This is a genomic window from Stenotrophomonas sp. Br8 (assembly GCF_014763005.1).
Classification (GTDB): domain Bacteria; phylum Pseudomonadota; class Gammaproteobacteria; order Xanthomonadales; family Xanthomonadaceae; genus Stenotrophomonas; species Stenotrophomonas lactitubi.
Genome location: NZ_JACGTN010000018.1, coordinates 55,917 through 74,120, shown reverse-complemented (window position 1 = coordinate 74,120; position 18,204 = coordinate 55,917). Strand labels below are relative to the sequence as shown.

At 66.9% G+C, this 18,204-nt stretch carries 17 protein-coding genes and 1 tRNA gene; 11 read left to right on the top strand and 7 right to left on the bottom strand.

Annotated features, from left to right (window positions below; all coding sequences use genetic code 11):
- The first annotated feature begins 406 nt into the window (after window positions 1-406).
- Complete coding sequence (locus tag H3005_RS16360) at window positions 407-2,146, top strand: S8 family peptidase (RefSeq protein WP_191078584.1); 1,740 nt, start codon at window positions 407-409, stop codon at window positions 2,144-2,146.
- A 117-nt stretch (window positions 2,147-2,263) separates the two neighbouring features.
- Here H3005_RS16360 and H3005_RS16355 read toward each other — a convergent pair whose 3' ends face one another.
- From H3005_RS16355 to wrbA, 3 genes are all read right to left on the bottom strand, one after another.
- Window positions 2,264-2,749: an asparaginase domain-containing protein gene (locus H3005_RS16355; RefSeq protein ID WP_033830416.1), complete on the bottom strand. Its 486-nt coding sequence runs from the start codon at window positions 2,747-2,749 to the stop codon at window positions 2,264-2,266.
- A gap of 79 nt (window positions 2,750-2,828) precedes the next feature.
- Entirely contained in the window at window positions 2,829-3,164 is a 336-nt protein-coding gene (locus H3005_RS16350) for a DUF2069 domain-containing protein (protein ID WP_100551630.1), read from the bottom strand.
- Entirely contained in the window at window positions 3,161-3,754 is a 594-nt protein-coding gene (gene wrbA / locus H3005_RS16345) for an NAD(P)H:quinone oxidoreductase (RefSeq protein ID WP_093818977.1), read from the bottom strand. Before wrbA ends, H3005_RS16350 begins: the two co-directional genes overlap by 4 nt.
- Window positions 3,755-3,831: 77 nt before the next feature.
- On the opposite strand from wrbA, the gene H3005_RS16340 reads away from it, so the two are divergent.
- The gene (locus H3005_RS16340) at window positions 3,832-5,106 is read left to right on the top strand and encodes a YihY family inner membrane protein (RefSeq protein WP_100463142.1); all 1,275 of its coding nucleotides are present in this window, start codon (window positions 3,832-3,834) and stop codon (window positions 5,104-5,106) included.
- The gene (locus tag H3005_RS16335) at window positions 5,103-5,666 is read left to right on the top strand and encodes a TlpA disulfide reductase family protein (RefSeq protein ID WP_191078583.1); all 564 of its coding nucleotides are present in this window, start codon (window positions 5,103-5,105) and stop codon (window positions 5,664-5,666) included. Before H3005_RS16340 ends, H3005_RS16335 begins: the two co-directional genes overlap by 4 nt.
- A 551-nt stretch (window positions 5,667-6,217) precedes the next feature.
- Here H3005_RS16335 and ppk2 read toward each other — a convergent pair.
- From ppk2 to hemA, 4 genes are read right to left on the bottom strand one after another with little or no spacing between them, the layout of a single operon-like run.
- The gene (ppk2, locus tag H3005_RS16330) at window positions 6,218-7,000 is read right to left on the bottom strand and encodes a polyphosphate kinase 2 (protein ID WP_100465683.1); all 783 of its coding nucleotides are present in this window, start codon (window positions 6,998-7,000) and stop codon (window positions 6,218-6,220) included.
- A 46-nt stretch (window positions 7,001-7,046) separates the two neighbouring features.
- A complete protein-coding gene (locus H3005_RS16325) occupies window positions 7,047-8,753 on the bottom strand; it encodes a tetratricopeptide repeat protein (RefSeq protein WP_191078582.1) in 1,707 nt (568 codons plus the stop codon).
- Window positions 8,754-8,758: 5 nt separating this feature from the next.
- Window positions 8,759-9,841 carry a peptide chain release factor 1 gene (gene prfA, locus H3005_RS16320; RefSeq protein WP_191078581.1) on the bottom strand — a complete coding sequence of 361 codons (1,083 nt, stop codon included), beginning with the start codon at window positions 9,839-9,841 and terminating at the stop codon, window positions 8,759-8,761.
- On the bottom strand, window positions 9,819-11,102 hold the full coding sequence (hemA, locus tag H3005_RS16315) for a glutamyl-tRNA reductase (protein ID WP_100463152.1): 1,284 nt from the start codon (window positions 11,100-11,102) through the stop codon (window positions 9,819-9,821). Before hemA ends, prfA begins: the two co-directional genes overlap by 23 nt.
- 63 nt (window positions 11,103-11,165) lie before the next feature.
- Between hemA and H3005_RS16310 the strand changes: the two genes are divergently transcribed.
- From H3005_RS16310 to ychF, 8 genes are all read left to right on the top strand, one after another.
- Window positions 11,166-12,851, top strand: coding sequence for a tetratricopeptide repeat protein (locus H3005_RS16310; protein ID WP_191078580.1), 1,686 nt, complete (start codon window positions 11,166-11,168; stop codon window positions 12,849-12,851).
- On the top strand, window positions 12,848-13,507 hold the full coding sequence (gene lolB / locus H3005_RS16305) for a lipoprotein insertase outer membrane protein LolB (RefSeq protein WP_191078579.1): 660 nt from the start codon (window positions 12,848-12,850) through the stop codon (window positions 13,505-13,507). The genes H3005_RS16310 and lolB overlap by 4 nt, the downstream gene beginning before the upstream one ends.
- The gene (ispE, locus tag H3005_RS16300) at window positions 13,504-14,373 is read left to right on the top strand and encodes a 4-(cytidine 5'-diphospho)-2-C-methyl-D-erythritol kinase (RefSeq protein ID WP_100554050.1); all 870 of its coding nucleotides are present in this window, start codon (window positions 13,504-13,506) and stop codon (window positions 14,371-14,373) included. The genes lolB and ispE overlap by 4 nt, the downstream gene beginning before the upstream one ends.
- Window positions 14,374-14,384: 11 nt before the next feature.
- A tRNA-Gln gene (locus tag H3005_RS16295) sits at window positions 14,385-14,461 on the top strand.
- A 138-nt stretch (window positions 14,462-14,599) separates the two neighbouring features.
- Window positions 14,600-15,559: a ribose-phosphate diphosphokinase gene (locus tag H3005_RS16290; RefSeq protein WP_025879147.1), complete on the top strand. Its 960-nt coding sequence runs from the start codon at window positions 14,600-14,602 to the stop codon at window positions 15,557-15,559.
- 107 nt (window positions 15,560-15,666) lie between these two features.
- Window positions 15,667-16,284, top strand: a complete 618-nt coding sequence (locus tag H3005_RS16285) for a 50S ribosomal protein L25/general stress protein Ctc (protein ID WP_100551634.1) — start codon at window positions 15,667-15,669, stop codon at window positions 16,282-16,284.
- Between the two features lie 50 nt (window positions 16,285-16,334).
- Window positions 16,335-16,913 carry an aminoacyl-tRNA hydrolase gene (gene pth, locus H3005_RS16280; protein ID WP_089238967.1) on the top strand — a complete coding sequence of 193 codons (579 nt, stop codon included), beginning with the start codon at window positions 16,335-16,337 and terminating at the stop codon, window positions 16,911-16,913.
- Window positions 16,914-17,035: 122 nt separating this feature from the next.
- Window positions 17,036-18,127 carry a redox-regulated ATPase YchF gene (gene ychF, locus H3005_RS16275; RefSeq protein WP_089238969.1) on the top strand — a complete coding sequence of 364 codons (1,092 nt, stop codon included), beginning with the start codon at window positions 17,036-17,038 and terminating at the stop codon, window positions 18,125-18,127.
- Window positions 18,128-18,204 lie beyond the last annotated feature (77 nt).

Below are 18,204 nucleotides of genomic sequence, written 5' to 3'. Positions count from 1 at the left end.
CCTCCGGAAAGCCCGTCCTTGTGACGGGCTTTCTGCGTTGTGAGCCTGGGGTCAGATCCCTTTTCCGCAGGAAAAGGGATCTGACCCCGAATCTACCGACGCCGATGTCAGCAAAGACATGATGAGACAGGACATTGCGCAGTCAGGTCTGTGCAGGTGACGCGAAAGTTCCTTCACCTTCACAAACCCTCGACCCGGAAAGTCTCAGATCCAACATTTCATCTTGCTGAAAAGACGCTGAAAATCTTGTGGTGTCCGGTTTGAGCCACTAGCGTCATCAACACAGCGGATGGTCAGGGGAATCCGCTGGCTCGCCGGACCCGAACCTCGCCATTGCAAGCCAGCCCACGGTTCAGGCCGGTGCTTCTGCCGATTCCGGCATTCCTACCATTAGAAGGGAAATCCGATGTCCCAGGTAACGCAACCGCGTGTGCGTCGTGTGTGGGTGGTCCTTGGTGCGTCCGTCCTGTCATCGCTGCTGCTGGCCACGCCTGCGCTGGCCGGTGATGTCCAGCTCAGCGGCCTGCAGTCCGCGCCGACCCATCAGCGGTTCATCGTGAAGTACCGCGACGGCAGTGCGCCGGTGGCCAACACCACCGCACTCGCCTCTTCGCTGAAGACCGCTGCTGCCGGCATCGCCAGCAGCCAGGGCCGCGCGCTGGGCCTGCAGCAGGTCCGCAAGCTCGCTGTCGGCTCCACCGTGGTCAGGACCGACCGTGCACTGGACCAGGCCGACGCCGAACTGCTGATGCGCAAGCTCGCCGCCGACCCGAACGTGGAATACGTCGAAGTCGACCAGATCATGCGCCCGACGCTGACCCCGAACGACACCCGCTTCAGCGAGCAGTGGGGCTTCGGTACGTCCAACGCGTCGATCAACGTGCGCCCGGCCTGGGACAAGGCCACCGGCACCGGCGTGGTCGTGGCCGTGATCGATACCGGCATCACCAACCATGCCGACCTCAACGCCAACATCCTGCCCGGCTATGACTTCATCAGCGACGCGGCGATGGCGCGCGATGGTGGTGGCCGTGACAGCAATCCCAACGACGAGGGTGACTGGTACGGCGACAACGAGTGCCAGGCCGGTTACCCGGGCTCGAACTCCAGCTGGCATGGCACCCACGTGGCCGGCACGGTCGCCGCTGTAACCAACAACAGCACCGGCGTGGCCGGTACCGCCTTCAATGCCAAGGTCGTGCCGGTGCGCGTGCTCGGCAAGTGCGGCGGCTATACCTCCGATATCGCCGACGCTATCGTCTGGGCCTCCGGCGGCACGGTCAGCGGTGTGCCGGCCAACGCCAATCCGGCCGAGGTCATCAACCTCTCACTGGGCGGCGGCGGCAGCTGCTCGACCACCTACCAGAACGCCATCAACGGCGCGGTCGGCCGTGGCACCACCGTGGTGGTCGCTGCCGGCAACAGCAATACCAACGTGTCCTCGTCGGTTCCGGCGAACTGCCCGAACGTGATCGCGGTTGCCGCGACCACCTCGGCAGGTGCACGTGCCAGCTTCTCCAACTACGGCACCGGCATCGACATCTCCGCACCGGGCCAGGGCATCCTGTCCACCCTCAACAGCGGCACCACCACCCCGGGCAGCGCCAGCTATGCGTCCTACAACGGCACCTCGATGGCGGCGCCGCACGTGGCTGGCGTCGTTGCGCTGATGCAGTCGGTGGCACCGAGCCCGCTCAGCCCGGCGCAGGTGGAAAGCATCATCAAGAGCACGGCGCGTCCGCTGCCGGGTGCGTGCTCGGGTGGTTGCGGCGCCGGCATCATCGACGCCGATGCCGCGGTGACAGCTGCGATCAACGGCACCACTCCCAACCCGGGTGGCACCGTGCTGCAGAACAACGTGCCGGTCACCGGCCTCAGCGCGGCCAGCGGCGCATCGCTCAGCTACACCGTCAACGTCCCGGCTGGCAGCTCACAGCTGCGCGTGGCGATCAGCGGCGGCAGCGGTGACGCCGACCTGTACCTGCGCCAGGGCAGTGCCCCGACCGACACCGTCTACACCTGCCGCCCGTACCTGAGCGGCAACAACGAGACCTGCACCGTCAACAGCCCCGCTGCCGGCGTATGGCACGTGCGGGTGAAGGCCTACAGCACCTTCTCGGGCGTGACCCTCAACGCCCAGTACTGAGCCCAAGCCCCTCTCCATGGGCACGCCCCGGCCTCGGCCGGGGTGTTTTTTTGTAGAGCCGAGCCCACGCTCGGCTATCAGAGGGCTGCCGAGCATGGGCTCGGCACTACAAGTCCCTCAAACCGACTCGAACCGGTTCGCCGCCACGTTCTTGCGCACATGCTGCGGATCGAAGATCCGGCCATTCATCGCGATGAACACCCCCGCCGGCAGCGACTGCACCGCACCGATCGCACAACCGATGTTGAACTCCGCATCCGAACCACGGAAACGCGCCGGGCTCAGCGCACCGGTCATCACGATGGTCTTGTCGGGAATCGTCGCCAGCACCTTGCCGGTCTGCACCATCGAATCGGTGCCGTGGGTCACCAGCACATGGCGGGTGGGCTGCGCAGCGATCGTCGCGCGGATCAGCTCACGATCGTCGTCGTTGATGTGCAGCGAATCCTTGCGCAGGATCGGAATCACGTTGAAACGGAACGTGACCCCCAGTTCGCGCAGGATCATGCCGATCTGCGGGTCGCCGATCTGGTAGTCCGACTTGTCGTCGAAATAGATCTTGTCGATCGTGCCACCGGTGGTGACGACCAGGAGCTCTTCCATCATGTGCATGCGCGAAACCAAGGCAGGTACAGCGGCGCGGGGCCGGGAACGCAGATGATACGGCCCGCCGGGCGCAGCGTCAGCGCCGCGGACCGAAACGGGCGCGCAGGCCGGGCAGGCTGGCCGAGAAGATCACCAGCAGCGCCAGCGCGATCTCGATCAGCGCCAGCCAGCGGGTCTCGGGATGGCTCCAGGCGCTCATCACGCCGTGGCTGAACCAGCCCAAGGCCAGCACCGCGGCCCAGAACCCGGCCTTGCGCCAGCCCAGCCGCAGGGCGATGGCCAGGGCCAGCGGTGGCGCGGTGAACACCAGCTGGGTGGCCAGCCAGTGCCTGTCGTTGATGAACCAGCCGGCAAACAGCGCCGCCAACCCCATCAAGGCCAGCAGCAGCACGGTGCGCGGCGCGGCGCTCATCGTGCCAGCCGCTGCGCGATGTCGGCCACGCGCCGGCCCAGCGCCCGTGCCAGAACCGCCTCATCGTCGGTCGGTTGCGGGTCGTCGGCGGCACCGGCCACGTGGCTGGCGCCATACGGCGTGCCGCCACTGGTGGTGTGGCTCAGCGCCGGCTCGGTGAACGGAATGCCGACGATCAGGCAGCCGTGGTGCAGCAGCGGCACCTGCATCGACAGCAGGGTCGACTCCTGGCCGCCATGCATCGACGCGGTGGACGTAAACACCCCGGCCGGCTTGCCCGCCAGCGTGCCGTTCACCCATTCGGCGCCGAGCCCATCGAGGAAATGCTTGACCGGCGCGGCCATGTTGCCGAAACGGGTGGGGCTGCCCAGCAGCAGTCCCTGGCACTCCACCAGGTCCTGCACGCTCACATACGGCGCGCCATCGTCCGGCACCGGAGGCTGCGCGGTCTGGGTGACGGCAGCCACCGGCGGCACCGTGCGCAGCCGCGCCGCCATGCCCGGAACCTCGCCGATGCCCCGCGCGATCTGGCGCGCCAGCCGTGCCACCGAACCGCCGCGGCTGTAGTACAGCACCAGGATTTCGCCCATTGCGCCCAGCTCTCCTCATCGTGTGGACGCCAGTATGGCTATCCTGCACCGATTCCGCATCGGGTACCCTTTCGCCGATGGAACCTTTGGATACGCTCAATTTGTGGATGGAGCGCGCGCGGGATCGCGCACGCGCCGCCAGCTTCGGCCGCTTCCTGTGGCGCCGCTTCCTCGACGACCGCCTGTTCCAGGCGGCCGCCGCGCTGGCCTACACCACGGTGTTCGCGCTGGTGCCGTTGGCGATCGTGGTGTTCGGCGTGCTCTCGGCCTTCCCGGTGTTCGATCGCTGGAGCGACCAGCTCAGCGACTACGTCTTCTCCAACTTCGTGCCCAATGCCGCGCGCGCCGCCGAAGGCTACCTGCGGCAGTTCTCGGCCAGCGCGGGGCAGCTCACTGCGGCCGGCTTCATCGCGCTGGTCATCTCGCTGCTGATCACCCTCAACAGTGTTGAAGAGACATTCAACCAGATCTGGCGCGTCGGCAGCAGCCGGCCGCGGCTGACCCGCTTCCTGGTCTACTGGACGGTGCTGACCCTCGGCGCGATGCTCGCTGCCGCTTCACTGGCCGTGTCGGCGCGCGTGTTCGCGATGCCGCTGTTCGGCACGCAGGAGGGGCGCTGGCTGGCCGATCTCGCGTTGCGGCTGGCGCCGATCCTGATCGAATTCGTCTGCATCACCCTGATGTTCCGCGTAGTGCCACACCACACCGTGAAGTGGCGCCACGCGGTTCCGGGCGCGATTCTCGCCGCGGTGATCCTGGAGCTGGTGAAGTGGGGCATCGGTGCTTACCTGGGCAGCTTCCAGTCCTACCAGAAGTTGTATGGCACGGTGGCCTTCGTGCCGATCCTGCTGCTGTGGATCTACCTGTGCTGGGTGGCCGTGCTGCTGGGCGCGTCGCTGGCGTCGTCGATGGCGGCCTTCCGCTACCAGCCGGTGGAGCTGCGCCTGCCGCAGGGCTACGAGTTCTATGGCCTGCTGCGACTGCTCGGGCGCTTCCAGCACGCACGCGCCAAGGGCAGGGGTCTGGCCGACGACGAGATCCTGCGGCTGGAACCGATGCTGACCGACTCGCTGCTGCAGGACCTGGCCTGCAACCTGGAAGGCATCGGCCTGCTGCGCCGTGATGAGCGCGGCGAATGGCTGCTCGCACGCGACCTGGACCAGGTCAGCCTGGGCGATCTGTACGAATGCACGCAACTGCGCATTCCGGTGGCCGAACAACACCTGCCTTACCGCGATGACAGCCTTGGCCGGGCCGCATTGGCCGCGCTGGATGAGTTGCGCCTGCCGCTGCGTGAACGCCTCAAGCGTCGCGTCAGCGACATCTACCCTGATTCTGGAGACGCCCCATGACCTGCAAGACCCCATTGCTGCTGGCTGCGCTGCTGGCTTTGGCCGCCTGCAAACCCGCGCAGGAGCCGACCCCGGCCAGCAGCCAGCCGCCCGCGCAGGCACCAACCCCGACCGCCCCGGCGCCGGTTCAGGACACACCCGCCGAGCGCGTCACCGCCGAGTTCCCGACGCTGAAGATGAAGGCGGTCGATGGCAGCGATTACGACCTGGCCGCACATCGCGGCAAGTGGGTGGTGGTGAACTTCTGGGCGACCTGGTGTGCACCCTGCCGCAAGGAAATGCCCGAGCTGTCGGCATTGCATGCCATGCGCAGCAACATCGAAGTGGTTGGCCTGGCCTACGAGGACATCGAGGCGCCGGAGATGCAGTCGTTCCTGACCAAGCATCCGGTGACCTATCCGATCGTGATCGTCGATCCGTTCGATCCGCCGGCCGACTTCGCCACCCCGCGCGGCCTGCCGCTGACCCACCTGATCGATCCGCAGGGCAAGCTGGCCCACAGCTTCCTGGGCCCGGTCACCGCCGCCGACATCGAACAGCAGATCGCGGCTGCCAAGTAACAGGTGGGTCGGCAGGGCTGCGCCCTGCACCCGCCGAAGCAACAGCAACAGCCGAAGCAGAAGCGGGTTTCCTGAGGGTAGGCGGGGTGGGTCCGGTTGCGGGGGACGCTGCAAGTACGTCCATGTAAGCTCGGTCGCGCCATCCATGGCGCTCACGCCCCCGCAACCGGACCCACCCCGCCTTCGACAGATTCTCGCGATCTGTCGGAATGTCATGGCCTGTTCTTGGTGGGTGTCGACCTTGGTCGACACGTAGATCCACGCCATGCGTGAATGCTTTTCGATGAATTGTCGAAATATTCGATTTCGATGGAGATTCATTCACGCATGGCGTGAATCCATCAGCCACCGGAAATCTGTCGAAGGTGGGGCGGTGTCGGATTGCGGGGTGTCAGCCGCATGGATGCGGCTGCCAAGCCTACAAGGACGTACTTGCGGCGTCCCCGCAATCCGACACCGCCCCGCCATCCCCCGGAATGCCGCTTCGGCCGTTGCTTCGGCTGTTGCCGTTGCCTGTAGCAGGTGCAGGGCGCAGCCCTGCCGAACAAACCCTATTCTTCGACCGGGAAATCCTCGATCGGCTTCAGTACATCGTAGTGCTCGCGATGCAGCTTGCCCTTCAGCTTCGGCAGCTCCGGCAGCGGCGCATCCACCCGCGTGTCCGGCAGCCGGTCCAGCAGGTTGCGGGCCAGGGTCAGGCGGCCCAGCCGCTGGTCGTTGAAATCCACCAGCGTCCACGGCGCACCGTCGCGATGGGTGGCGCGCAGCATTGCCTCGCGCGCTTCGGTGTATGCGCTGTACTTGCTGCGTGACTTCAGGTCCACCGGTGACAGCTTCCAGCCCTTCAGCGGATCGACATGGCGTTCGGCAAAGCGCTTTTCCTGCTGCTCCTGGTCCACGCACAACCAGTACTTGAACAGCAGGATGCCGTCATCCACCAGCAGCTGTTCGAACACCGGTGCCTGACGCAGGAACTGCTGGTACTCGGTCTCGCTGCAGTAGCCCATCACCCGTTCAACGCCGGCGCGGTTGTACCAGCTGCGGTCCATCAGCACGATCTCGCCGGCAGCCGGAAGATGCGAGGCGTAGCGCTGGAAGTACCACTGCGTGGCTTCGCGGTCGGTGGGTTTGGGCAGCGCCACCACCCTGCATTGGCGTGGGTTGAGGTGCTCGCTGATGGTCTGGATCGCGCCACCCTTGCCGGCGGTATCGCGTCCTTCGAACAGTACCAGCAGGCGTTGCCCGCTGTGCTGCACCCAGCGCGCCATCGCAGCCAGTTCCAGCTGCAGCGGCTGCAGCAGTTCGTCGTATTCCTTGCGCTTGAGCTTGGCCATCGTCATACCACGCGGGAAGGAAGCCCGAGCGTAGCGCAGGGCGAGGTCAGGGCGTGTCGAGGCCCTGCCAGCCCTGTTCGCGGGCCAGCTGCTGCAGCAGTGCGGACAGATCACGCGCGAAAGCTGCCATGTCGAACAGGTCACTGCGCTCGCGTGCCTGCGCCAGTTCGGCGCGCACTGCGGCCAAGGCGACAGGGTCGTTGCCGAGTGCACTGGCGGTGGCGACGAACGCCGCATCGTCGGCGACGTTCATGTGCTCCAGACCCAGCTGATGATTAAGGCTGCCGGCCACGCGCGCGGCGAAGGTGGCGCCGGGGCAGGTCAGTACCGGGCAGCCGGCCCACAGTGCATCCGACGCGGTGGTGTGCGCGTTGTACGGGTTCGTATCCAGGAACAGGTCGGCCAACTGATAGCGGGCCAGATACTGCGGATGCGGCAGCTTGGCCATGAACACCAGACGCGCCGGATCGAGTCCTGCTGCCTGCGCAGCGGCACGCAGCCGCGCATCGGCCTGGCCGGGGCCGGACAGCAGCCACAGCACGCTGCCGGGTACGGCCTGCAGCACCGCGAACGCGCGGCCCATGCTGCGCGGGTTGAGCTTGTAACTGTTGTTGAAGCAGCAGAATACCGTGCCCTGCGCAGGCAGCCCGCACGCCGCGCGGTCCGGTGCCGGCTCCAGCACGCGGGTGTTGTCCGAGGGCTGGAACGCGCGCGGCAGGCGCAGCACACGTTCGCTGTAGTGCGCCTCCAGCGGGGGCGGCAGCGTGAAGTGGTCAGCGATCACGGCATCCAGCCATGGTGCACCGGAGGTGCCGGGGTAGGCCAGCCAGTTGAGCTGTAGCGGGGCAGGGCGCATGGCCAGTACTTCCGGTGTGCCGCCGCCGCCCCAGCCGCGCAGGTCGAACAGCAGGTCGATGCCCTGTGCACGGATGCGTGCGGCCGTATCGGCATGGCGCAACCCCGCCACGTCATGCAGCCGGGTGGCGGTCTGCAGGCGCTGGCGGATGCGGCTGCCATCGTCGGCGTTGAGCGCGAACAGATGCAGGTGCAGGGCCGGGTTCTGGCTCATGTGTTCCAGCAGTGCCACCGTCAGCAATCCGGTGGGATGAGCGCCGAAACCGTTGGACAGGAAGCCCACGCGCAGTGGACCTCGTTCGCGCAGCTTCACCGGGAGCAGGGGGCGCACCGACGCCGCCACAGCGGCCGCGCGCGCACGCGCACAGGCCAGCTGTTCGGCCGCGCTGGCGTCTTCGCTGAGGAACGCGAAGGGTTCGACCACGCCCTGGCCGGATACAAGCGCGCCGCGTACCTGGGTGGCAAGCGCATCCACGTCCTGCCAATCGCACAGGCGACGCTGCCAGGCGAGGCGCTGTGCGGCGATATACGGCTCATCGGGCATCAGTGCGTGCGCACGGCGATAGGCTGCCGATGCACCTTCCGCATCGTTGGCATCTTCCAGCGCGTGCCCCAGCCACAATGCGATGCCCGGGTGCTCCGGTGCCAGCGCGGAGGCCTGGCCCAGCAGCGTGGCGGCATCGGCGTGCGCCCCTGCCATCCACGCTACCCGGCCCAGCCGGGCAAGTGCTTCAGGATGATTGGGCCGCAGCTGCAGCGCGCGTCGCGCGGCCTGCTCGCCGGCCGCAATGTCGCCGGCTTCCAGTTCCAGGTCGGCCAGCATCACCCAGGCAACGAAGTCGCCGGGCTGGCGCGTGATCGCCTGCTGCAGTTGCTGCCGCTGCTGCCAGGTCGACATGCTGGTCAGCCCGCCGAAAGCTGGGCCAGGGCGTCGACCTGATGCTCGTGACTCAATCGCTGCAGCAACGGGTCCAGGTCGCCGGCCAACACGTTGGGCAGGTCGTACAGGGTCAGCCCTTCCACGCGGTGGTCGGTGATGCGGCCCTGCGGGAAGTTGTAGGTGCGGATGCGCTGGCTGCGGTCGCCGCTGCCGACCTGCAGGCGCCGTGATTCGGCCTGCGCCGCGTCATGGCGCTGGCGCTCGGCATCGAGCAGCTGCGCCTTCAGGCGTTTCATCGCCTTGTCCCGGTTGGCGTGCTGGCTGCGCTCGGTCTGGCATTCGACCACCACGCCGCTGGGCACGTGGGTGATGCGGATCGCCGATTCGGTCTTGTTGACGTGCTGGCCGCCGGCGCCGGAAGAACGGTAGGTGTCGACTCTCAGGTCAGCCGGGTTGATGACGATCTCATCGACTTCGTCGGCTTCCGGAATGATCGCCACGGTGGCCGCCGAGGTGTGGATGCGGCCCTGCGATTCGGTGGCCGGCACGCGCTGCACGCGGTGCGTGCCCGATTCGAATTTCAGGCGCGAGAACGCGCCACGGCCGACCACGCGTGCCACCACTTCCTTGTAGCCGCCATGTTCGCCGGGATTGTCCGATTCGATCTCGACCTTCCAGCCCTGTCGCTCGGCGTAGCGGGCGTACATGCGGAACAGGTCGCCAGCGAAGATCGCCGCCTCGTCACCACCGGTGCCGGCGCGCACTTCCAGGAACAGGTTGCCTTCATCGCGCGGGTCGCGCGGCACCAGCAGCAGCGCCAGTTCCCGCTCCAGTTCCTGCAGGCGGGCTTGCGCGGCGGCGATTTCCTCGTCGGCCAGCTCGCGCAGGTCCGGGTCCGTACGCATGCTTTCGGCCGCAGCCAGGTCGGCCTTGGCGCGTGCTTCATCGGCCAGTGCGGTGGCGATCGGTTCGAGCTGGGAAAATTCGCGCGAAAGATCGCGGAAGCGCGCGTTGTTGGCGACCACCTCCGGTTCGGCGAGCAGACGTTCCAGTTCTTCGCGGCGCTCGGCCAGCGCTTCCAACTTACGGCGCAGGGTCGGCGTCATCGGTTCTCACAGGTGGGTGGCGGTAACCCGGCGTCGCCGGGAACAGGCGCTCGGCGGCGCGGGTCAGGTCGGCATCGCCGCTGAGCGCGGCCGCACGCAGGGCGGCGGTCGGCGGGTGCAGCAGGCGGTTGGTCAAGCCGTGGGCAAGCAGTTCCAGCACTTCGTCGGCCGGCTTGCCGTTGGCCAGCTGCTGGCGCGCGCGTTCCAGCAGTTCGGCACGGGTGGCCTCGCCGAAGGCGCGCAGCTGCCGCAGCGGTGCCTGGTGGGCACTGGCCTGCAGCGTTTCCACGAAGCGCGAAACCTGCAGGTCGATGATCGTCTCGGCCTCAGCGGCGGCCTCGCGGCGGCTGCGGCGGTTGTCTTCCACCGCGCGCTCGAGATCGTCCACGGTGTACAGGAACGCATCCTTGAGCGTGGCAACGTCGGCTTCGATGTCGCGCGGCACGGCCAGGTCGAACAGCAGCATCGGTTTGTGCCGGCGCGCACGCAGGGCGTTGGCCACTGCGGCACGGTGGATCACCGGCTCACGGGCGGCGGTGGCCGAGAACACCACGTCGGCCTCGGCCAGGTGGCGTTCCAGCTCGGTAAGCGGCAGCGCCACACCGCCATGGCGGCTGGCCAGTTCCTGCGCATGGGCGAGGGTGCGGTTGGCGATCAGCAGACGCCGCACCTTGCCTTCGCTGAGGTGGCGCGCGGCCAGTTCGATGGTCTCGCCGGCGCCGACCAGCAGCACGGTGGAATCATCGAGGCGGGCAAATGCGTTCTGTGCCAGGCGTACCGCTGCCGAGGCCACCGAGACCGGGTTGGCGCCGACCTGGGTATCGGTACGCGCGCGCTTGGCCACCGAGAACGTCTGCTGGAACAACCGGTCCAGGCGCTGGCCGAGCAGGCCGTGGTCGCGCGCGGTCGACCAGGCATCCTTCACCTGGCCGAGGATCTGCGGCTCGCCCAGCACCATCGAATCCAGCCCCGTCGCCACCCGGAACAGGTGGCGCACGGCATCGGCATCGGCGTGCTGGTACAGATAGCCCTGCAGGTCGCCGGCCTGGGCGTGCAGCCACTGGTCCAGTGCCTGCGCGGACTCGGCGACGGCATACAGCTCGGTGCGGTTGCAGGTGGACAGCAGTACCGCCTCGGCGATCTGCGGGGTATCGCGCAGCGAACCGAGCGCGCGCGGCAACGCGTCACCGGCGAAGGCTGCGCGTTCGCGCAGTTCCACCGGTGCGGTCTGGTGATTCAGTCCGAGCACCCACAGGGTCATTGTTCAGTTGCTTGCGATAAGCTGCTGGCCATTGGACGACATTTTAAGGCCCCGATGCCGACGATGCCCGCATTGATTCGCATCCCCAGTGTTCTGCTGCTGTCTCTGGCCTGTGCCCAGGCCCTGGCGGCGGTGCCCGCCAAGGCGCCCGCACGGCCCGCGGTGACTGAGGAACTGGCGCTGGAGCCGGTCCTGGCTGGTGAGTTCGCCCTGCAGGCGGGCAAGCTGGCCGAGGCCGCGCGCTGGTACCTGCAGGCCGCCCAGCAGACCGACGGCGACGCCGGCCTGGCCGAGCGGGCGACCCGCATCGCCATGCTGGCCAACGAGGATGATGCGGCAGCCAAGGGCCTGGCCCTGTGGCAGCAGCGTGCGCCGCGCTCATTGGCGATGCGCAGCGCCGCCGGTGCGCTGGCGATGCGCCAGGGCGATGTGAAGACTGCGCGCAGCGAGCTTCAGGCTCTGTTGCAGGACCCGGGCGACGAGGGCTGGAAGTTTGCCCTGGGCGCTCTGATCGGCGGCGGCCGCGATCCGGCCGTGCCGGCCCAGGTGCTGGGCGAGCTGGTCGATGCCAACGCCATTCCCCAGAAGATCGAGGCCTGGCAGGAGTTTGGACGCCTGGCGTTGCGCATGGAGAAGCCCGAGCTGGCGCGGCGCATGATCGATGAGGTGGTCAAGCGCTTCCCCGAGGAGCCGCGCGTTGCCTTGCTGCGCGCCAGCCAGCTGCAGCAGGCCGGACAGACCGAGCAGGCGCTGTCGCTGCTGCGTGGGGTGGAACCGAAGACCCGTCAGGATCCGGAACTGCGCAATGCGGTGGCCATCGCCTATGACAGCCTCGGCCAGCCCGCAGCGGCCGAGCGCGTGCTGGCGGTCGGTCCGCAGAATGTGCAGACGTGGGGCATGCGCGCTTCGCTGCTGGCCAAGCAGGGCGACAAGGCCGCGCTGTCCAACCTGTACAACGAACTGTCGCGGCAGGCGGCCAAGCCTGACCCGGCGCAGCGCCTGTTGCTGGGCAAGATCGCCGAGTACCTCAAGCGCTACCCGGAAGCGGTCAACTGGTACCACAGCGTGCCTGGCGGCGATGAACTGAATGAAGCGCGCCTGCGCGCGGCCAATGCACAGGGTCTGGCGGGCCGGCAGTCGCTGGCGCTGGATGAAGTGCATGCGATCCAGTCCGATGCCGGCGTGGATGACGATGTGCGGCGCGATGCGTATCTGCTGGAAGCCGAGCTGCGCCAGCGCGCCGACGACCTTCCCGGCGAGATCGATGCACTGGCCCGTGGCCTGGCGGCGTATCCGGACGAGAACGGCCTGTTGTATGCCCGTGCGCTGGCCTGGGAGCGTCGCGATGACATCGCCCGCGCCGAGGCCGATCTGCGCAAGATCCTGGTGACCGAGCCGGAGAACGTGCCGGCACTGAACGCACTGGGTTACACCCTGGCCGACCGTACCGGCCGCTACCAGGAAGCGCTCGAACTGATCGACCGCGCGCGCGTGGCCGAGCCGGACAACGCGGCCATCGTCGACAGCTATGGCTGGGTGCTGTATCGGCTGGGACGCAACGCCGACGCGCTGGTACAGCTGCGCCGCGCCTGGACGCTGGCCAAGGACCCGGAAATCGCCGCCCACGTGGGCGAGGTGCTGTGGGTACTGGGCAAGCACGATGAAGCCCGTCACTTCTTCGAGGAAGCGGCCCGGCTCGACCCTGAAAACCGCGCGCTGCTGCGCGCCCGCGAGAAATTCAATCCATGAGTGTTTCCACGATCCGGCCCCTGCTGCTGGTGGCCGTGACCCTGGCTCTGAGTGCCTGTACCACCGTTGGCCGGCAGAAGACGCCGGCACCGGCCGTGGTCAGCACCGTTTCCGCCGAAGCGGCCGCTACCGAGGTCGCGCGCGTGGAAGCGCTGCGATCGGCAGCGGACTGGAATTTCCAGGGCCGGGTGGCGGTCAGCAAGGGCAAGGACGGTGGCAGCGGCCGCATCGACTGGAAACAGGAAGGCCAGCGCTATGTCGTCGAACTGAGCGCGCCGGTGACCCGCCAGAGCTGGAAGTTGAGCGGTGATACCCACCATGAAGCCGGGCGCCTGGAGGGACTGGCCGGTGGTCCGCGGGAGGGTGAAGACGCGCAGGCGCTGCTGCTGGAGGCGACCGGCTGGGATATTCCGGTCAATCAGCTGCCGGACTGGGTACGCGGCCTGGTTGCCGGCGACAGCGCTGGGCCGGGAAAGATCGACCGTGATGCTGATGGCCGTCCGCGGCGCATGCAGCAGATGGGGTGGGTGATCCAGTATCTGGACTGGTACCCGGCCGAAGCCGGGCGTCCGGCCCTGCCGCGCAGGGTCGAAGCGGTCAATGGCGACGCCAAGGTGCGCCTGCTGGTCGACCAATGGGGCCAGGGCGCGCCATGAACGCGCGGGTGGATGACGCGGGCTGGTCCTGGTGGCCGGCCCCGGCCAAGCTGAACCTGTTCCTGCACATCACCGGCCGCCGTGCCGACGGCTACCACGAGCTGCAGACGGTGTTCCGCCTGCTCGACTGGGGCGACCGGATCGGCCTGCGCCTGCGTGAAGACGGTCAGGTGCGACGGCAGGGCGATGGCCTGGCCGGCGTCGCCGAAGCCGATGACCTGGCGGTTCGCGCAGCGCGGATGCTGAAAGAAGTGGCGAATGTCGAGAAAGGTGTCGACATCATCGTCGAAAAGCATGTTCCTGCGGGCGGCGGTTTCGGCGGCGGTTCGTCCGATGCGGCCACCGTACTGGTGGTTCTGAACCGGCTATGGGGCGCGGGGCTGGACGAAAATGCGCTGGCTGCGCTGGGGTTGCGCCTTGGCGCCGACGTGCCGGTGTTCGTGCGTGGCCACAACGCCTGGGCCGAAGGGGTGGGCGAGCGGCTGCAGCCGATCACCCTGCCGCAGGCCTGGTATGTGGTGGTCGAACCGGGCGTTCATGTGCCGACGCCCCTCCTGTTCGCTGATCCGGATTTGACGCGCGACAGTCCACAGGCGAAAATAGAGGACTTCGCTTCCGGCACGCTGGTCGGGAACGTGTTCGAACCGGTGCTGCGCCGCCGTGAGCCTGCCGTCGAGGTCGTGCTTGCTGCGTTGAGCGACATCGGCACGGCACGTCTGACCGGTTCGGGAAGTGGTTGTTTCGTCGAGTTCGATTCGCAGGCTGCCGCCGAGCAGGGACGAGCGAAGTTGTCGAAGGAGTTGCGGGCAAGGGTGGCTGCGGGCGTTGCACGTTCGCCACTGCTGGATGCACTCGAGCAACACTGATTCATCAATGCAGGGGCGTCGCCAAGAGGCCCAAGGCACCAGGTTTTGATCCTGGCATTCGGAGGTTCGAATCCTCCCGCCCCTGCCAATGCGGCTGCGTCCGCGCCTTCCAGCGCATCATCTGCGCGGGACGTGGGAACAGCCGCGGTGTTGTCAGCAGCAGGGGCCGCAGTGGTCCTTGCCGCTACCGGATCCCCGCCACTCGTCCCCGCCCGAGACAATCATGATGCAAGAGTCCCCGAACCTGCTGGTCTTTTCCGGCAACGCCAACAAACGTCTGGCGCAGAACATCTGCAAGGAACTGGGAGTCCGCCCGGGCAAGGCGCTGGTCTCGCACTTCTCCGATGGCGAAGTGCAGGTGGAAATCGAAGAGAACGTCCGCAAGCAGGACGTGTTCGTGATCCAGCCGACTTCGGCGCCGAGCGCGGAAAACCTGATGGAACTGCTGGTGCTGATCGACGCGCTCAAGCGCGCATCGGTGGCCAGCGTGACCGCGGTGGTGCCGTACTTCGGCTACTCGCGCCAGGATCGCCGCATGCGTTCCTCGCGCGTGCCGATCACCGCCAAGCTGGCGGCGAAGATGTTCAGCACCGCCGGCGCTGATCGTGTGCTGACCGTCGACCTGCACGCCGACCAGATCCAGGGTTTCTTCGATATTCCGGTCGACAACGTGTATGCCTCTCCGCTGCTGCTGGCCGACATCTGGCGCGCCTACGGCACCGAGAACCTGATCGTGGTGTCGCCGGACGTGGGCGGCGTGGTCCGTGCCCGCGCAGTGGCCAAGCGCCTGGATGACGCCGACCTGGCGATCATCGACAAGCGCCGTCCGCGCGCCAACGTCTCCACCGTGATGAACATCATCGGTGACGTCGAAGGCAAGACCTGCGTGATGGTCGATGACATCGTCGATACCGCCGGCACCCTGTGCGCCGCTGCCGCTGCCCTGAAGGCGCGCGGTGCGCTCAAGGTCGCCGCCTACTGCACCCACGCGGTGCTGTCGGGCCCGGCGGTGGACAACATCACCAACTCCCAGCTCGATGAGCTGGTGGTGACCGACACCATCCCGCTGAAGGACGCCGCGCGGGTGTGCAGCAAGATCCGCCAGCTGAGCGTGGCGGAAATGCTGGCCGAAACGATGCGCCGCATCGCCTTCGGCGAGTCGGTCAGCTCGCTGTACGTCGATTGATTTTTTCGTCCCCGCCGGCAACGGCAGGGACACACTGGGCACTTCTGGTCGCGGAAGTGCCTTCAACCGCCAAGCCGCAAGGCAAGGCAACAACCGAGTAGTCGAAAATGTCGAAGACCCATGAAATCAAGGTCACCAAGCGTGAACTGCAGCGTAAGGGTGCGAGCCGCCGCCTGCGTACCGCTGGTGTGATCCCGGCGATCGTGTACGGCGGCAACGCCGAACCGGTCGCCATCAGCCTGGACCACAACGAAATCTGGCTGGCCCAGCAGAACGAGTGGTTCTATGCCTCGATCCTGGACCTGAACCTGGACGGCCAGGTGCAGAAGGTGCTGCTGCGTGACATGCAGCGCCATCCGTTCAAGCAGCTGATCATGCACCTGGACTTCCTGCGCGTGAACGAGAACGAGAAGCTGACCGCTTCGGTTCCGCTGCACTTCATCAACGAAGACACCTCGCCGGCTGGCAAGGCTGCCGACGTCGTGGTCGCCCACGAACTGAAGGAAGTGGCCATCACCTGCCTGCCGAAGGACCTGCCGGAGTCGATCGAAGTCGACCTGGGCGAGCTGAAGGCTGGCGACGTTGTGTACCTGTCGGACATCAAGCTGCCGAAGGGCGTGGAAATCCCGGCGCTGGCGCTGGGCAAGGACCACGACGACGCGATCGTCACTGCCAAGCACGGCAAGCAGGATGCTGCCGACGCTGAAGAAGCAGCGGCCGAGTAATACCCCGCGGCGCCTGTCCCTCGGGGCAGGCGCCGTATCTGGATGGAACGATGGCAGGATTGCGACTGATCGTCGGTCTGGGCAACCCCGGATCGGAGCACGCCCGGACCCGGCACAATGCCGGGTTTCATTTCGTTGAGGCCCTGGCTGAAAAGGCCGGTGCGCGATGGAACGTGGACAGCAAGTTGTTTGGCGAGACCGCCAAGGTCGACATCGCTGGGCAGACGGTGTGGCTGCTCAAGCCCGCCACCTTCATGAACCTCAGCGGCAAGTCGGTCACCGCCGCGCAGCGGTTCTGGAAGATCGAGCCGGAGGAGACCCTGCTGGCCCATGACGAACTGGACCTGGCGCCCGGCGTGGCGCGGTTGAAGTTCGACGGTGGCCACGGCGGACAGAACGGCCTGCGTGACACCATCCGGTTGCTCGGCCATGGCAAGTTCCATCGCCTGCGCGTGGGCATCGGCCACCCCGGCCACAAGGACCGCGTGGTGGGCTGGGTGCTGGGACGCCCCTCCAAGGACGATGAAGTACTGATTTCGCGCGCCATCGACGATGCGATCGACGTGCTGCCGTTGGCAGTGCAGGGCGATTTCAGCGAAGCGATGAAGCGGCTGCACACCCCGAAGTAACCCGCTTTGGGTAGGTGCCAACCTCGGTTGGCACAGATGTTGATCGGCAACACCGAGATGGATTGGCCAAGCGGCGCGCGCGCTGTTTCACCAATCACTTTCACCCCAGAGAGCTGTCACCCATGGGTATCAAATGCGGCATCGTCGGCCTGCCCAACGTCGGCAAGTCGACCCTGTTCAACGCGCTGACCAAGGCGGGCATCGCCGCGGCGAACTTCCCGTTCTGCACCATCGAACCGAACGTCGGCATCGTGCCGGTGCCGGATCCGCGCCTGAACGAACTGGCAGCGATCATCAACCCGCAGAAGGTCATCCCGACTGCGGTCGAGTTCGTCGACATCGCCGGCCTGGTGGCCGGTGCCGCCAGCGGCGAAGGGCTGGGCAACAAGTTCCTCGCCCACATCCGCGAAGTGGATGCGATCACCCACGTGGTGCGCTGCTTCGAGAACGCTGACGTCATTCACGTCAACAACAAGGTCGACCCGATCTCGGACATCGACACCATCGATACCGAACTGGCTTTGGCCGACCTGGACAGCGTCGAGAAGGCACTGAACCGCGCCGAGCGTGCGGCCAAGGGCGGCGACAAGGACGCAGCGGCACGCAAGCCGGTGCTGGCCAAGCTGCAGGCCGCGCTGGCCGACGGCAAGGCCGGTCGTTCGGCAGGTCTGGACGAGGAAGAGAAGGCGCTGGTGCGCGATCTGTTCCTGCTGACCCTGAAGCCGGTGATGTACATCGCCAACGTGCTGGAAGACGGTTTCGAGAACAATCCGCACCTGGACGCCGTGCGCGCCCGTGCCGCCGAAGAAGGCGCACAGGTGGTGCCGGTGTCGGCGGCGATCGAAGAAGAGCTGTCGCAGCTGGACGACGAAGACCGCGATACGTTCCTGGCCGACCTCGGCCTGAGCGAGCCGGGCCTGAACCGCGTGATCAACGCGGCGTACAGCCTGCTCGGCCTGCAGACCTACTTCACCGCTGGCGTGAAGGAAGTCCGTGCGTGGACCGTGCGCAAGGGCGCCACCGCACCGCAGGCTGCCGCAGTCATCCATACCGACTTCGAGAAGGGCTTCATCCGCGCCGAAACCATCGCGTATGACGACTTCATCAAGTACAAGGGCGAAGCCGGCGCCAAGGAAGCCGGTCGCCTGCGCCTGGAAGGCAAGGAGTACCGCGTGCAGGAAGGCGACATCCTGCACTTCCGCTTCAACGTCTGATCGACGACGCAGCGCAGTGATTGCCAACAGGGCCCCGCAATGCGGGGTCTTGTTGTATCGGCCGCCTGTCGGAAGGC

Coding starts and splice junctions, on each gene's coding strand:
- H3005_RS16360 (WP_191078584.1), top strand. CDS start 407: ATGTCCCAGGTAACGCAACCGCGTGTGCGTCGTGTGTGGGTGGTCCTT.
- H3005_RS16355 (WP_033830416.1), bottom strand. CDS start 2,749: ATGGAAGAGCTCCTGGTCGTCACCACCGGTGGCACGATCGACAAGATC.
- H3005_RS16350 (WP_100551630.1), bottom strand. CDS start 3,164: ATGAGCGCCGCGCCGCGCACCGTGCTGCTGCTGGCCTTGATGGGGTTG.
- wrbA (WP_093818977.1), bottom strand. CDS start 3,754: ATGGGCGAAATCCTGGTGCTGTACTACAGCCGCGGCGGTTCGGTGGCA.
- H3005_RS16340 (WP_100463142.1), top strand. CDS start 3,832: ATGGAACCTTTGGATACGCTCAATTTGTGGATGGAGCGCGCGCGGGAT.
- H3005_RS16335 (WP_191078583.1), top strand. CDS start 5,103: ATGACCTGCAAGACCCCATTGCTGCTGGCTGCGCTGCTGGCTTTGGCC.
- ppk2 (WP_100465683.1), bottom strand. CDS start 7,000: ATGGCCAAGCTCAAGCGCAAGGAATACGACGAACTGCTGCAGCCGCTG.
- H3005_RS16325 (WP_191078582.1), bottom strand. CDS start 8,753: ATGTCGACCTGGCAGCAGCGGCAGCAACTGCAGCAGGCGATCACGCGC.
- prfA (WP_191078581.1), bottom strand. CDS start 9,841: ATGACGCCGACCCTGCGCCGTAAGTTGGAAGCGCTGGCCGAGCGCCGC.
- hemA (WP_100463152.1), bottom strand. CDS start 11,102: ATGACCCTGTGGGTGCTCGGACTGAATCACCAGACCGCACCGGTGGAA.
- H3005_RS16310 (WP_191078580.1), top strand. CDS start 11,166: ATGCCCGCATTGATTCGCATCCCCAGTGTTCTGCTGCTGTCTCTGGCC.
- lolB (WP_191078579.1), top strand. CDS start 12,848: ATGAGTGTTTCCACGATCCGGCCCCTGCTGCTGGTGGCCGTGACCCTG.
- ispE (WP_100554050.1), top strand. CDS start 13,504: ATGAACGCGCGGGTGGATGACGCGGGCTGGTCCTGGTGGCCGGCCCCG.
- H3005_RS16290 (WP_025879147.1), top strand. CDS start 14,600: ATGCAAGAGTCCCCGAACCTGCTGGTCTTTTCCGGCAACGCCAACAAA.
- H3005_RS16285 (WP_100551634.1), top strand. CDS start 15,667: ATGTCGAAGACCCATGAAATCAAGGTCACCAAGCGTGAACTGCAGCGT.
- pth (WP_089238967.1), top strand. CDS start 16,335: ATGGCAGGATTGCGACTGATCGTCGGTCTGGGCAACCCCGGATCGGAG.
- ychF (WP_089238969.1), top strand. CDS start 17,036: ATGGGTATCAAATGCGGCATCGTCGGCCTGCCCAACGTCGGCAAGTCG.